Source organism: Terriglobus tenax (genome assembly GCF_025685395.1).
Classification (GTDB): domain Bacteria; phylum Acidobacteriota; class Terriglobia; order Terriglobales; family Acidobacteriaceae; genus Terriglobus; species Terriglobus tenax.
In genome coordinates, this window is the sequence record NZ_JAGSYA010000003.1 from 813388 (window position 1) to 827444 (window position 14057).

A 14057-nucleotide genomic window follows, 5' to 3' on the forward strand; every position below is an offset into this window, starting at 1 on the left:
CCGGTTCATGGTGAGCCGGTGTTTTACGCCGTCAACGGCTGCGTCTCCCCAGCACCCGCACCCACAACCTCCTGGTCCTTGTACTGCAGCTGATACAGCTTCCAGTACAAGCCACGCTGCGCGAGCAATTGCTGATGCGTGCCCTGCTCATGCAGGTGCCCCTTATGCATCACCAGGATGGTGTCCGCCTTCTGGATCGTCGACAACCGGTGCGCAATCATCACCGACGTCCGCCCCGTAATCATGCGGTCGACGGCTGAACGTACTAGCAGCTCGGTCTCGGTATCCACCGAACTCGTCGCTTCATCCAGAATCAAAATGCCAGGCTTGTGCGCCAGCGCGCGTGCAAACGAAATCAACTGCTTCTGCCCGGTGGAGAAGGTTGCGCCGCGTTCCGTCACCGGCTCCTGCAACCCGCCAGGAAGCTGGCGGATGAAGCCGCCGAGGTTCACATCCTCCACCGCCGCCTGCAGCTGCTCGTCGGTAATCCAGTCGCTGCCCAGGCGGATGTTCTGCGCGATGGTGCCGGTGAACAGGAACGGGTCCTGCAGCACCACGCCAAAGCGGCGGCGCAGCCGGTTCAAATCCTGCAGACGCACGTCGACACCGTCCACCAGCACCTCACCGCGCTGCACGTCGTAGAAGCGCATCATCAGGCTGGTAATGGTCGTCTTGCCCGCCCCGGTGTGGCCAACGATGGCTGCGGTCTCGTCGGTGGCAATCACAAACGAAACGCCCTTCAGAATCCACTCAATCTGAGTGTCCGCGGCAAGCTCTTCCTCGCTGGCGGAGGAGACAAAGACCTGCTGTGCCTCAGTCAGTTTCTGGTAGGTGAACCACACATTGCGGAACTCCACCGTACCCGTCTGGTCGCCGGCAATCGGCTGCGCAGGGGACTCAATCTGGGGAGCTGTGTCCAGCAGCTTGAAGATGCGCTCGCTGGCCGCCATGGCCGACTGCAGGATGTTGTACTTCTCGCTCAGGTCCTGGATCGGCCGGAAGAATCGCTGCGCATACTGCATAAAGGCGATCAGCACGCCGATGGTGACCGTGCCCGACAGAACACTGGCGCCGCCGCGCCAGATGACCAGGGCTATGGCCGTGGCGGACAGCAGTTCGACCGCCGGGTAGTACAGCGCATAGGCGAAGATCGCGTCCGTCCATGCGTCCTTGTTTTCCTTGTTGACGTTGGAGAAGTCGCGGAAGGCGCGCCGCTCGCGGTTGAACATCTGCACCACGCTCATGCCGGAGACATACTCCTGCGTGAACGAGTTGATATGCGCTGTTGCCGCTCTCTGCCTGCGGTAGCTGGACCGCACGTGATCGCGGAACAGCTTCGTACAGTAAAAAATCGCCGGAATCACCGACAGGGTGATCAGCGCCAGCAGCGGACTCATCTGCACCATCATCATGACGATGAACAGCAGCACGAAGATGTCTTCAAAAATGGCCAGCACGCCGGAGGTGAACATCTCATTCAGCGCGTCCACGTCGCTGGTCGCACGCGTTACCAGCCGGCCCACCGGGTTGTGGTCGTAGAAGCTGACATCCATCTTCTGCAGGTGGCGGAATATCTGGCTGCGCATGTCGAACATGATGCGCTGGCCGGTCCACTGCATCAGATAGGTCTGCAGGAACTCAAGTCCATAGGTCAGCAGCAGGGCAACCAGGTAGATGCCCGCAAGCTGGGTAATACCGAGAATCGGGTCCGTGCTCAGGTAGCGGACAATCCACGCCGCTTTGTGGCCTGGCTCGTGGGCCATGTAGTTGTCCACGCCCACCTTCACCAGGTAGGGTCCGGCAACGTCCGCGCCTGCCTTCAGCAGGATCGCAAGGGCGGAGATCAACGCATGCCCCGTGTACGGCCTCAGATAGGTCAGCAGCCTCCGCATCAGGCGTGAGTCAAACGCTTTGCCCGCCGGGTCGTCGTCGTGCACCGGCTTCTTTTTCTTCTTGTCCTGATCGTTGTCGGCCATTTGGATAAATTGTAGATGCGCTGCGCACCGCTCCCGATGCGTACTTTGCGCGCATCACGCCTTCTATTCCAGCCAGGACAATTGTCATCTCGACCGCAGCGGAGCGGAGTGGAGAGACCTGCATTTCCAAGAGGACAAGGATTAAATGAAAGAATAGAGATGTGACCTCAACCGGTGTCTACATCTCGGTCCCGTTTTGCCGCGCCAAGTGCAGCTACTGCAACTTCGCCTCCGATGCCTTCGGCCCCGCGCGTATGGACGCCTACGTCGACCGCCTGTGCCAGGAGATCGCCGCCGCGCCCGAAAGGGCGGAGAGGATGGGCGTTGCCAATAAGTGGCACGTGGATTCCATCTATTTCGGCGGAGGTACTCCGAGTCTGTTGTCAGAAGCGCACTTTAAGCGCATTTTTGACGCCTTTAAGCGCACCTTTTCGCTCCAAAACGATGCGGAATTCACCCTGGAATGCGCTCCCGGACAGCTTTCGGACGAGACCCTGGCCGAGCTGCAGCGCCACGGTCTGAACCGCGTCAGCCTGGGCGTACAGTCCTTCATCGACCAGGAATCCCGCGCCGTCGGCCGCTTCCACACACGGGAAGTCTGTTTGGAGGAGATTGCCCGGTTACGCTCCGCGGGGATCGAAGAGATCAATGTCGACCTGATCGCCGGGCTTCCGCACCAGACGTTAGAAAGCTTTCAGGAATCGCTGCAAGTAGCTGTTGGAACAGGAGTTCCGCATACCAGCGTCTACATGCTGGAGGTGGATGAGGAGTCGCGCCTGGGCAAGGAGTTGATAGCCGGCGGCGTCCGCTACCACGCCCACCACGTGCCGGACGACGGTCTTGTGGCCGACATGTACCTGCAAGCCTGCGAGTTCTTCGGTCAGAACGGCATCCCACAGTACGAGATCTCCAACCTCGCCCGTCCCGGCCACGAATCGCGCCACAACCTCAAGTACTGGAAGCGCTTACCGTATTTAGGCCTGGGACTCGACGCCCACTCCATGCTCGGGAACTGGCGCTTCCAGAATACCGATAACCTGACGGAGTACCTGGAGGGTAAGCCGGGGCCGGAACCGGAAGAGGTTTCGGCGGACGAAGCGTTTGAAGAGCGAATCTTCCTGGGATTGCGGCTGAATGAGGGGATTGAACTGGCAGTGCTTGGTGGCCACACCTCCCACCCGGTTATTAAGGCTCTTGAGGAGTTATCCAAGGATGGGCTGATCCGGATCGCCGATGGCCGGGCCGCGTTGACGGCGAAGGGGCGTCTGCTGTCGAACGACGTCTTCACGGAACTGCTGACCGCGACGGCCTGAGACAATACCTCTCATGGAGATCATCGAGCTTCGCAGCGACACCCTGACCAAGCCCACAGCCGCCATGCGCCAGGCCATGGCCACCGCCGAGGTTGGCGACGATGTCTACGGGGAAGACCCCACCATCAACAAGCTGGAAGCGCGCGCGGCGCAGGTCTTCGGCAAGGAAGCCGCCATCTTTGTCCCTACCGGTTCCATGGGGAACCTGACCGGCATCATGGTGCATGCCAGGCCGGGGCAGGAGGTTATCTGCGAGTCGCGAGCGCACATTCTCGACTGGGAGATGGGTTCGATGTGCTCGGTCGCGGGCACCATTCCGCGCACGGTCTACGGCGACCGCGGCATCCTGACCTGGGCGCAGATCCGCGAGAAAATCACCCTCGATACAGCCGCCTACTATCGCGCCCGCACTGGTCTGATCGAGCTCGAGAACTCGCACAATATGGCGGGCGGAACGGTGACTCCTCTCGATGTGTATGAAGAAATTTGGGCAGGAGCGAAGGAGAACGGCGTTCCCACGCATCTGGACGGAGCCCGTGTCTTCAACGCGGCCACGGCGCTGGGTGTGTCGGTCTCTCGCCTGACCAGCGGCTTTGACACGGTGATGTTCTGCCTGTCGAAGGGGCTGTGCGCTCCGGTGGGTTCCATGCTGGTGGGCAGCAAGGCTTCCATTGAGCGCGCGCGGGTGATCCGTAAGACGCTGGGCGGAGGCATGCGCCAGGCCGGTGTTCTGGCGGCAGCGGGTTTGATCGCACTGGAAGAGATGTCCAAGCGTCTGGCCGAGGACCATGCCAATGCCCGCCTGCTGGCGGAGGCCATTGCGGCTTCTCCGGCTGCGGAGATCGATCTTGCGGGCGTGCAGACCAACATCGTGATCTTCCGGTTGAAAAACCAGGGCGATGCGGCAGGGCTGGTGAACCGTTTGGGCGCGAAGGGCATTCGCATGAGTGCGATTGGGCCCCATGCCGTGCGCCTGGTAACGCATAACGATGTGACGCGCGCGCAGTGCGAGACGGCGGCGAAGGTGATTGTGGAGGAGTTGGGCGCGTAAGGTCGCGGTGTTGGAACAGCTCCCGGCTAATTGGGCGTGGGCCGTTCGATGCGGTCGATAACAAAAGTGTCGATTGCTGTTTTGACCGGTTCGAACCTGAGCCCGAGCTGCTCCTTCAGTGCGGTAAACATGGTGGGGGCAGCATCTGGATCGGGGCTGGGTGCGTTGCCGTAAGAGTAGGTCAGCTTGAAGTCGTAGCGTCCCTGCAGACCGGTCTGGTCGACCAGTGGGCGATCAAGGAAGAGTTGCTTGTAGACGACAAAGTCTGCCATGGAACTACTCCGGAAGTTTTCCGTGCGCTCCCAGCCATGTCCTTGGCTCCATTCAAGTGGCTGCGCGTCAGCATCCGCTGCAGGCATCAGCTTTGGCTGATCCTTGACTACCTGCAGAGCGTAGGCGGACATCTCGCGTTTTTCCCGGTGAAATTGCAGTCCGAAACGTTCTTTCAGGAGCTGGCGCAGTAACTGCTGCTGTTGAGGAAGAGTTGCGTCCTCGGTCAATGTGCTTATACCGCTGATGTCATAGTGGTCTTCTGAAGCCCATTCCGGGGCGTTCACAATCTGGCGTGCGTTCAAAGAATATGCAAAAGCGATCAGCTTCTGTATCGGCTGGTCCTCGAGATCGAAGCGGTTTTTGGAGAAGCTGAAATTATTGTGTTGCACCGTGGCTGGGTGAAGCTTCACCACGGAAACCTCAATGGACGCCTCGGTGATCCCGGTTGGCTGATTCTGGAGCGCGGTGTGCGTATCCTGCTGCGCATGCACGGAGGCAGACGCAAATGCGAGTAAGAGAAGAGGCAGGCGACGGTTGAGTCGATCATGACGCATCTTGAATCTCCGGAAAGGCGCGTTTTTTGATCTTTCATACGGCCAAAGCTGTGCTGCAGTTCCCTGGGCGATTAGGCTTCCGGCTCATCTACATCGGCCACGAATTTGGCGGGCAGGGTGACTGTTACCCTAACGCCGCTTCCGTCAGGCAGGGCGGGGCTTTGGAGTGTGATGCTACCGCCATGCTTGCTCAGGATGCCGCGGCTGACCCACAGGCCAAGGCCGGTGCCTTTCTCCCCCTTGGTGGAGACAAAGGGCTGGAAGAGTTTCTCCTGGATCTGCGGGCTGACCGCCGGGCCGCTGTTGAGCAGCGTGATCTGTGCGCCGTCTTTCAGAGCAGTAAGCGTGAGGTGCAGGAAGCCTCCGCGGCCTGCGGCTTCATAGGCGTTCGTGATCAGGTTGGTGAAGACCTGCCGCAGCTCGGCGGGGTAGCCTTCCACGGTTACATCGGTGGGGAAGTCCTGTTTGAGGGTAACCTGGGCGCGGTGGATGTTGTGAGCCATCAGTGCCAGCAGGTCGTTGAGTGTCTCTCGCAGCTCGATAGGCACAGGGGTGCGCGATTCGCGGTAGAGCGAGAGCATGGCGCGGCTGATCTGCGTGACGCGTGACAGCTCCTGGTCCGCCAGCTCCAGCAGGTGGGCGCGCTCTTCATCTCCGTATGAACCGGTGCGCAGCAGGTAAACAATGTTTGCCACCGAGTCCAGCGGGTTGTGGATTTCATGCGCGATGGTGGCGGCCAGCCGTCCTGCTACCGCCAGACGTTCATTGGAGATCAGGGCGCGCTGGGTCTGTTTCTCGTGGGTTACATCGCGGAAGACCATGACCACGCCGACCAGCTTTCCGTCTACGTCACGGATGGGAGCGCCGGAGTCGTCAATGTTGATTTCACCGCCATCCCGGCGCAGCAGAATGGTATGGTTGGCCAGGCCAACGACGCGATCCAGCCGCTTGACCTTGGCGACCGGGTTTTCCACCGGCAGGCGAGACTCCTCGTTGACGATGTCGAAGACCTGTTCGATAGGGCGGCCAAAGGCTTCATCGATCGTCCATCCCGTCAGGTCGGAGGCGATGGGGTTCAACATGGTCACGCGTCCGTCCGCGTCTGTGACAATGACGCCGTCGCCGATGGAGACCAGTGTTGTCCGCAGCCTCTGCTCGGAATCAAACAGTTGGTCCGCGCGTTCCTGTACGGCCAGCAGGGAGGCCTGGAAGCTGACGGAGACACGGTGCAACTGGCGGCGCGTGTACAGCGCAATCGCAAGACCGACGATGAGGGCCAGACCCAGGAGATAGATCCGCGTAATGCGGAGCTGGTTGTGCCAGGCGGTCACCTTCTGCTCCCGTTCCCGCTCTTCGGCGACCAGGATCTGGCCGATGCGGCGGCGAATGTCGTCCATCGCCAATTTGCCGCGCATGTTGCTCTCGGCGCCGCGATCAGCTTTGCCGGCCCGCAACAACTGGATTTCGTTATCTGCAAAGCCCTGCTTCCACTGCAGGTAAGCCACACGCAGGCCGCGGATGCGTTCCAGAAATTCCGTATTACCTTCCGTCGCTGCGTGGCTTTCATAGCGCATCAGGTTGTTAAGGACGGGTTCCTGGTGATTCCGATAGGGGGCAAGAAAGCGCTCATCGCCGGTGATCTGAAATCCGCGGAGGCCGGTCTCCTGGTCGAGAATGAGCTTCTGGGTCTGTCCGATGAGCTTGAGATCTTCATCGACCTCCTGCACCTGTTCTACCGCGAGGTTGGCCAGATGAATCTGCCAATAAAGAACCGCGCTGACGGCCAGCAATGCCGCAATCGGTAGCAGGAAGGTGATAAGTAAAAGCTTGCGGAACTCTTGGAGCTTCACGGTTGCTGACCATCCTCAAGCGAATGACGATCCGGGAACGGGGTCTGAAAAAGGAGTTTCAGGTTTGCCAGCAGAGCCGGCGCTCCTTCACCTTTTGTCATGTACAGCGAAACATCCGAGGTTGCCTCAGGAGGCAGACCAACATAGGCAGAGAGTAACAAAATCGGCAGGTTGGGGCGCATGGCGCGCATCCGGCGAGCGACCTCGTCGCCATCCATGCCCGGCATGGAGTAATCGAGCACCACCGCTTCAACGGGATGAGCGGCCAGCATCTCCAGGCCGGAGGGACCATCCTGCGCGCAGAGCACGCGATATCCGGCACGTTCGAGCAACATGCGTCGGATGCGAAGCCCTACGGCTTCGTCGTCAACGCACAGAATTAAAGAAGGGTTCTGCATGCTTGGCCCTGTGTGCAAACTACACTATCCGCGCATGGAAGGTGCGTTAATCCGTTCGGAATCAACAGATCGCATTCCCGGATTCACATTCTTTTTGCATTCCCGGCAGCGGAGTGCGATAGCCTAAGGCCGAACACAGGAGAGAGGAACTCTGTGAGCCAGACGATTTTCCTGCTGGAAGACGATCTCGATATCCAGCGGCTGGTACAGTACCACCTTGAAGCGTCGGGCTTTGTCGTCCGCACCTTCACCGCGGCCACCAATGTGGCCACCGACGCAGAGCGGCAGCCCCCGGCCCTCTTCCTGCTGGACATTATGGTGCCCGGCGGCGACGGCCTTGATCTTTGCCGCCGTCTGCGTTCCAACCCCGTTCTTTCGACGATTCCCATCATCTTTCTGACGGCGCGCGCCAGCGAAAACGATCGCGTGCTTGGCCTGGAACTGGGTGCGGATGACTACATCACCAAGCCCTTTGGCACGCGCGAGCTGCTGGCCCGTGTAAAGGCCGTGCTGCGCCGCTTTGAGCGTCCTACCGCGCCCAGCATCGTGGCCTTTGACAACATTGAGATTGACCAGGCGGCCATGCAGTTGAAGGTCGGCGGGCATCTGCAGACCACCACGGCTACGGAGTTCCGCCTGCTGGATTACCTGGCACGGCACCCGGGACGTGTGTTTACACGTGATCAGCTTCTGGATGCTGTCTGGGGCGATGCGCGCTTCGTCACGCCGCGCTCGGTGGACGTGTATGTCCGCCGTATCCGCGAAAAGATTGAGGCTGACCCGGAGAACCCGCGTTACCTTAAGACCATGCGCGGCGCGGGCTATCGTTTCGAGATGCCGAAGACCGCCTAGAGGAAGACCCATTGAAGCAGACGCTCACCGGGATTGTTGTGCTGTTGTGCATTGTTACGGCACTGGCAGCGTTCGGCGCCGGATGGGCCCTGTCGGGTTCGCCCGTGTGGCTGCGCTTTGCCACGCTGGCCGCCATTATGCTGGGCATCGCCTTTGTTGCCATAGCGTTGATCAACGGCGCTCTGCGGCGCGATGCTTCCGGTTTGCGGCAGGCTATCCTCGCCGTGACTCCGGAGCAGCAGGAGACCCGTCAGCAACTGGGCGACTTTGAAGACCTTTGGCCTGCCTTTGACGTGGCACGGCAGAAGATTCGCGCCCAGATTGCGGCTGTTGAAGAAGAACGCGCCAAGCTGGCCGCAGTGCTGGACTCCATGCAGGACCTGGTGGTGGCGGTGGACTCAGCCGGGCGGATTCAGTGGGCCAATGAGCCGATGCGGCGCGAGCTGGAAGGCGCTGTCCGCCATGGGCAGGCCATCGTGCATACCATCCGCGATCCTGAGGTTCTACTGTGCCTGCAGGTTGCTCTCGATGACGGTCTGCAGACACAGCGGCGTTCTACCTCGCTGAAGCCGGGACGTATCTTTGAAGTGAACGCAGGTCCCATCCCCGGCGGCGGCGCTGTGGCTGTACTGCATGACCTGACGCGTATCGAGCAGGTGGAGCGCACGCAGCGCGAGTTTATCGCCAATGTAAGCCACGAACTGCGGACGCCGCTGACCTCCATCTCCGGCTACGTGGAGACGCTGCTGGACTTCGAGCGCAACCTGTCGCCGCAATCGCGGGAGTTCCTGGAGACGATCCTGAAGAATGCCACCCGTATGACGCGGCTGACCGAAGATCTGCTGGTGCTGGCGCGTGTGGAGAGCGGCGAGAACCCGATCCATCCCTCCGCGGTACTGGCCGACAAGCTGGTGCGGGATGCAGTGGCCTCCGTTCGCGGCATTGCGCGCGATGCCGGAGCGAAGCTGGACATGGGCACGCTGGATACGGTGAAAGTATTGGCCGATGGCGATGCCATCACGCAGGTGCTTTCAAACCTGATCGAGAATGCGACCAAGTACGGTCGCCCCACGACGGGAGAGCCGGCGCGTATTGAGGTCTCGGTTGAGATCAAAGGCGCGTATGCCCAGTTCCGGGTACGGGATTACGGCGCGGGTATCGCTTCCGAACACCATGAGCGTATCTTTGAGCGGTTTTACCGCGTGGACAAGGCACGTTCGCGTGAGACGGGCGGTACCGGCCTGGGGCTGGCCATTGCGCGCCATATCGTCGTGCAGCACGGCGGCAAAATCTGGGTGGAGAGCCGCATGGGGCAGGGAAGCACCTTCGCGTTCACTTTGCCAGTGGTGCAGGGATGATAGGGTGAAACTCGTGCGCCCTGTCGTGCCCATCCTGCTCTCGTTTGCCTTGCTGGCCGGTTGCAAATCGCCGCAAAAGCCCGGTGTTGCCGCTGACCCCGGCGTGATGACCATCAACGGCGCCGGCGCCAGCTTTCCGAACCCTATTTATTCAAAGTGGTTTGCCGAGTATGGCCGCGTGCACCCGGAGGTGCGCGTCAACTACCAGCCCATTGGGTCCGGCGGCGGCATCCGCCAGGTCTCGCAGGGCATCGTCGACTTCGGCGCCTCCGATGGACCCATGTCGGACGCGCAGTTGAAGCAGTCGCAGCAGAAGCTGCTGCATATTCCTACCGTGCTGGGTGCGGTGGTGCCGGTCTACAACCTGCCTGGAATCCAGGCGGAGATTCGGTTTGCACCGGAGGTCATCGCCGGAATCTACCTGGGCGATATCACCTTCTGGGATGATCCTCGGCTCGCCGCCGAGAACCCGGGTGTGAAGTTTCCGCACGAGGAAATTCTGCCGGTCTACCGCTCGGATGGATCAGGCACGACCTTCATCTTTACCGACTACCTGTCCAAGGTAAGCCCCATCTGGGCGCAGAGTGTGGGGAAGTCGACCTCCGTGAAGTGGCCGGCGGGCATTGGGCAGAAGGGAAACGAAGGCGTTGCCGGCATGGTGCGCGAGGCTCCTTTTTCGTTTGGCTACGTGGAGTTGGTCTATGCCATGCAGAACAAGATGACCTTTGGCCTGGTTCGCAATGGGGCAGGGCAGTGGATCAAGGCGAGCCCGGCGGCGGTGACCGCGGCGGCGGAGGCTCAGGCTGCAACCATCCCAGACGACTTCCGTGTCTCGCTGGCGAATGCAGGGGGCACATCCAGCTATCCCATATGCTCCTTTACCTGGCTGCTGATCCCGGAGACCTCGGCGAACCCGGCCAAGGGGAAACAGCTTCATGACTTCCTGTTGTGGATGCTTTCCGACGGGGAACCGCAGGCGGCTGCGATGGGCTACGCTCCGTTGCCCGCACCCGTGGCCGAGCGTCTGAAAGCCACGATTGCGAGAGTGAAATAACGCCTGCAACTCCTTGCGGATCAATCTGTTCATTCCGCGTTCACACGCATTCCAGATACTCTAGAGAGGGACCAACGACAGGGTGACGACACGCGAATCAGGGATGGAGAGAACGCGAGCAACCTCTGAGGTGCGCCGCTTTCTGGAGCAGCGCGGCAGCGGCGCCGTGGCTGACCGCACCTTTGCGGCCCTGATGCTGGGCTGCGCCCTGAGCATCTTCGCCATTGTCGCGCTCATTCTTGGCATCCTGATCCTGCGTTCGCGACTCAGCCTGCACGAGTTTGGCTTCAAGTTCTTCCTGCAGTCGGACTGGGATCCCGTCCGTGGCAGCTTTGGCGCTGTTCCGTTTATCTGGGGAACGCTGGCCTCGGCCTTCCTGTCTCTGCTGATCGCCGTTCCGCTGGCGCTGGGTGTGGCCATCTTCATCAATGAGATGTGCCCGCGCGCCCTGCGTGCACCCATCGCCTTCCTGACGGAGCTTCTGGCGGCGATTCCTTCGGTGGTATATGGCCTGTGGGCCATCTTCGTGCTGGTGCCCATCATGCGGCGCAGCGTGGGGCCGTTCCTCAAAACCTTCTTCGGCTGGACGGGCCTGTTTCGCGGACCGAACTTCGGGATCGGGCTGCTGACCTCCAGCATCATCCTAGCCATCATGGTTCTTCCGGTTATCTCTTCCATCGCGCGGGACGTCATGAAAGCTGTGCCGAACACGCAGCGTGAGGGCGTGCTGGCGCTGGGCGCGACGCGTTGGGAGATGGTCCGCATCGGCGTTCTGCGCAACGCGCGCATCGGCATTGTGGGCGCGGTGATTCTCGGCCTGGGCCGTGCACTGGGCGAGACGATGGCCGTCACCATGGTGATCGGGAACCACGCCGCGATTCCGAAGAGCCTGTTTTCGCCGGCGTATACGCTGGCCTCAGTGATTGCGAACGAGTTTACGGAAGCGACCGGTGATCTGTACCTGAGCGCTCTGATTGAGATTGGCCTGGCGCTGTTCCTGGTCACCATCGTGGTGAATGCCATTGCACGCCTTCTGGTGTTCATGGTCACGCGCGGCAACACGGCGAGGGCGGTCTAACCATGCCTCATCGCCCCTCGCGCATCAACGTTGGCCGCCGGCAGATTGCCAACCACCTGTTTACCGGGCTGGCGGTGCTGAGCACCATCCTGGTGATCGCACCGCTGTTCGCCATCCTGGTGTACCTGCTGTTCCAGGGCGTGCGTTCGCTGAACGTGGCCTTCTTCACGCACCTTCCGCGGCCCGTGGGCGAGGCAGGCGGCGGCATGGCGAACTCCATTGCGGGTTCGGGCATCATTCTGTCGCTGGCCAGCCTCATCGGAATTCCGGTGGGCATTGGAGCAGGGATTTACCTGTACGAGTACGGCGGTGACCGGCCGCTGGCCAACATGATCCGCTTTACAGCCGATGTATTGAACGGCGTGCCGTCCATCGTGATGGGCATTGCGGCCTATTCGCTGATTGTTGTGCCGCAGAAGCACTTCTCGGCACTGGCCGCGGGCGTGGCGCTGGCCATCATGATGGTGCCGACGGTGACACGCACCACCGAAGAGATGCTGGCGACGGTGCCCAATGCAATTCGCGAGGCAGCGCTGGGGCTTGGTATTCCCAAATGGCGCACGGTGATGACGGTCAGCCTGAAGACGGCTTCCCCGGGCATTATCACCGGCTGCATGCTGGCCTTTGCGCGTATCGCCGGTGAGACGGCTCCGCTGCTGTTTACTGCCTTTGGCAACCAGTTCTGGCCCAGCAGCCTGAATGAGCCGATTGCCGCGCTGCCGCTGCAGATTTTTGTCTATGCCGTCTCCCCCTACGACGAGTGGCACCGGCTGGCATGGGCTGGCGCGCTGGTATTGATTGTGATGATCATGGTCTCAGTCACGCTGGTCCGTGTGGTGACCGGGCGTGGCATGCTCAAGGGAGGGCATTGAGTGGGCGTTGGTATTGAAGTCGAAGACCTGCATGCGTGGTATGGACAGAACCACACGCTGAAGGGCATCAACCTGAAGATCCCCGCCAACTCGGCGACGGCGCTGATCGGGCCGTCGGGCTGTGGCAAGTCGACGTTTGTGCGCTGCCTGAACCGCATGCATGAGACCAACCCCGTTGCCCGCGCGGAAGGCACTGTGCGCGTAGGTGGCGTGGACATCTACAACGATGCGTCGCCGGTGGAGATTCGCCGCCGCATCGGCATGGTGTTTCAACGCCCCAATCCATTTCCAACCATGTCGATCTACGACAACGTGGCCAGCGGCCTGAAGCTGAACGGCTTCCGCAACAAGCGCGTGCTGGATGAGGTGGTGGAGCGCAGCCTGCGCCAGGCAGCATTGTGGGACGAAGTGAAAGACCATCTCAAGTCCAAGAGTGGGGCCTCGCTCTCCGGCGGACAACAGCAGCGTCTTTGCATTGCGCGTGCCATCGCCGTGGATCCCGAAGTCCTGCTGATGGACGAGCCGGCTTCGGCGCTTGACCCGGTATCAACCTCGAAGATTGAAGACCTGATCTTCCAGCTCAAGGACGAGTACACCATCGTCATCGTGACGCACAACATGCAGCAGGCAGCACGTGTGGCGGAGAAGACAGGCTTCTTTTTGAGCGGGCATCTTGTCGAGTTCGATTCGACTCACAAAATCTTTACAAACCCGAGCGATAAACGGACCGAAGATTACATTACGGGCAGGTTCGGCTGATGCGCATACGGTTTCATCAAAGTCTCGACGAGTTGAAGGAAAAGCTGCTGGTGATGGCGGGTATGGCGGAACAGGCCATCCAGCGTTCCATTGAGGCGTATCGCACGCGTGATCTTGAGATCTGCGAACTGGTCTTCAAGTCCGAGCCGGCGATTAATCGCCTGGAGCGCGAGATCGACCAGGCGGCTCTGGATCTGCTGGCGATGGAACAGCCCATGGCCATCGACCTGCGCTTCATCATCTCGGTCATTCGCATCAATGCCGACCTGGAGCGCGTCGGCGATCAGGCTGTGAACATCGCCGTGCGCGTGCGCGAGATGGGCGCGTATTCGAACGTCGATCTGCCGGTAGATATTCCTCGCGCGGCATCGCTGGCCTCGGCCATGGTGCGCAAGGCGCTGCAAGCCTTCATTGAGGGCGATGCGGAGCTGGCGCGCAGCGTGCTGGCGATGGACGACGAAGTGGATGCGATGAACGATGCGGCCTTTACTGCCCTGAGCAACCTGATCAAGCGGCAGCCGGAGCTGACACCACAGGCGCTGAATGCCCTGATCATCTCGCGCAACCTGGAGCGCGTGGGCGACCATGCGACCAACGTTGCCGAGGACGTGATCTTCTGGGTGCATGGCGCGGATGTGCGCCATAAGGGCTCCTTCGCCAGCTAACATC

13 protein-coding genes are annotated in these 14057 nt (G+C 60.8%); 9 read left to right on the forward strand and 4 right to left on the reverse strand.

Annotation, left to right across the window (positions count from 1 at the left end):
• Positions 1–23: 23 nt before the first annotated feature.
• Positions 24–1976, reverse strand: a complete 1953-nt coding sequence (locus tag OHL13_RS03485) for an ABC transporter ATP-binding protein (protein ID WP_263408719.1) — start codon at positions 1974–1976, stop codon at positions 24–26.
• Positions 1977–2137: 161 nt separating this feature from the next.
• On the opposite strand from OHL13_RS03485, the gene hemW reads away from it, so the two are divergent.
• Both hemW and OHL13_RS03495 read left to right on the forward strand, forming a co-directional pair.
• Positions 2138–3289 carry a radical SAM family heme chaperone HemW gene (gene hemW / locus OHL13_RS03490; RefSeq protein ID WP_263408720.1) on the forward strand — a complete coding sequence of 384 codons (1152 nt, stop codon included), beginning with the start codon at positions 2138–2140 and terminating at the stop codon, positions 3287–3289.
• 13 nt (positions 3290–3302) lie between these two features.
• Positions 3303–4340 (forward strand): threonine aldolase family protein, encoded by a 1038-nt coding sequence (locus OHL13_RS03495; protein WP_263408721.1) that lies wholly within the window; start codon positions 3303–3305, stop codon positions 4338–4340.
• A gap of 26 nt (positions 4341–4366) precedes the next feature.
• Here the strand turns inward: OHL13_RS03495 and OHL13_RS03500 are convergent, their stop codons facing one another.
• The 3 genes from OHL13_RS03500 to OHL13_RS03510 all read right to left on the reverse strand — a co-directional run bounded on the left by OHL13_RS03500 (position 4367) and on the right by OHL13_RS03510 (position 7415).
• Positions 4367–5104, reverse strand: coding sequence for a TIGR03435 family protein (locus OHL13_RS03500; RefSeq protein ID WP_263408722.1), 738 nt, complete (start codon positions 5102–5104; stop codon positions 4367–4369).
• Between the two features lie 134 nt (positions 5105–5238).
• Positions 5239–7017, reverse strand: coding sequence for an ATP-binding protein (locus OHL13_RS03505; protein WP_263408723.1), 1779 nt, complete (start codon positions 7015–7017; stop codon positions 5239–5241).
• Positions 7014–7415 carry a response regulator gene (locus tag OHL13_RS03510; RefSeq protein ID WP_263408724.1) on the reverse strand — a complete coding sequence of 134 codons (402 nt, stop codon included), beginning with the start codon at positions 7413–7415 and terminating at the stop codon, positions 7014–7016. The genes OHL13_RS03505 and OHL13_RS03510 overlap by 4 nt, the downstream gene beginning before the upstream one ends.
• 153 nt (positions 7416–7568) lie before the next feature.
• Here OHL13_RS03510 and OHL13_RS03515 point away from each other — a divergent pair, with 153 nt between their 5' ends.
• The 7 genes from OHL13_RS03515 (at position 7569) to phoU (ending at position 14053) form a co-directional block, all read left to right on the forward strand.
• Entirely contained in the window at positions 7569–8267 is a 699-nt protein-coding gene (locus OHL13_RS03515) for a winged helix-turn-helix domain-containing protein (protein WP_263408725.1), read from the forward strand.
• Between the two features lie 11 nt (positions 8268–8278).
• The gene (locus OHL13_RS03520; RefSeq protein WP_263408726.1) at positions 8279–9625 is read left to right on the forward strand and encodes a sensor histidine kinase; all 1347 of its coding nucleotides are present in this window, start codon (positions 8279–8281) and stop codon (positions 9623–9625) included.
• A gap of 4 nt (positions 9626–9629) precedes the next feature.
• Entirely contained in the window at positions 9630–10679 is a 1050-nt protein-coding gene (gene pstS, locus OHL13_RS03525) for a phosphate ABC transporter substrate-binding protein PstS (protein WP_263408727.1), read from the forward strand.
• 130 nt (positions 10680–10809) lie between these two features.
• Positions 10810–11757, forward strand: a complete 948-nt coding sequence (gene pstC / locus OHL13_RS03530; protein ID WP_263408728.1) for a phosphate ABC transporter permease subunit PstC — start codon at positions 10810–10812, stop codon at positions 11755–11757.
• Positions 11758–11759: 2 nt separating this feature from the next.
• Positions 11760–12629, forward strand: coding sequence for a phosphate ABC transporter permease PstA (gene pstA, locus OHL13_RS03535; RefSeq protein WP_263408729.1), 870 nt, complete (start codon positions 11760–11762; stop codon positions 12627–12629).
• Positions 12630–13388, forward strand: a complete 759-nt coding sequence (gene pstB / locus OHL13_RS03540) for a phosphate ABC transporter ATP-binding protein PstB (RefSeq protein ID WP_263408730.1) — start codon at positions 12630–12632, stop codon at positions 13386–13388.
• Positions 13388–14053: a phosphate signaling complex protein PhoU gene (gene phoU, locus OHL13_RS03545; protein WP_263408731.1), complete on the forward strand. Its 666-nt coding sequence runs from the start codon at positions 13388–13390 to the stop codon at positions 14051–14053. Before pstB ends, phoU begins: the two co-directional genes overlap by 1 nt.
• The last annotated feature ends 4 nt before the right edge of the window (positions 14054–14057 follow it).

Bases quoted from the DNA above. Each gene is read 5' to 3' on its own strand.
- OHL13_RS03485 (WP_263408719.1), bottom strand. From the start codon at position 1,976: ATGGCCGACAACGATCAGGACAAGAAGAAAAAGAAGCCGGTGCACGAC.
- OHL13_RS03495 (WP_263408721.1), top strand. From the start codon at position 3,303: ATGGAGATCATCGAGCTTCGCAGCGACACCCTGACCAAGCCCACAGCC.
- OHL13_RS03510 (WP_263408724.1), bottom strand. From the start codon at position 7,415: ATGCAGAACCCTTCTTTAATTCTGTGCGTTGACGACGAAGCCGTAGGG.
- pstA (WP_263408729.1), top strand. From the start codon at position 11,760: ATGCCTCATCGCCCCTCGCGCATCAACGTTGGCCGCCGGCAGATTGCC.
- phoU (WP_263408731.1), top strand. From the start codon at position 13,388: ATGCGCATACGGTTTCATCAAAGTCTCGACGAGTTGAAGGAAAAGCTG.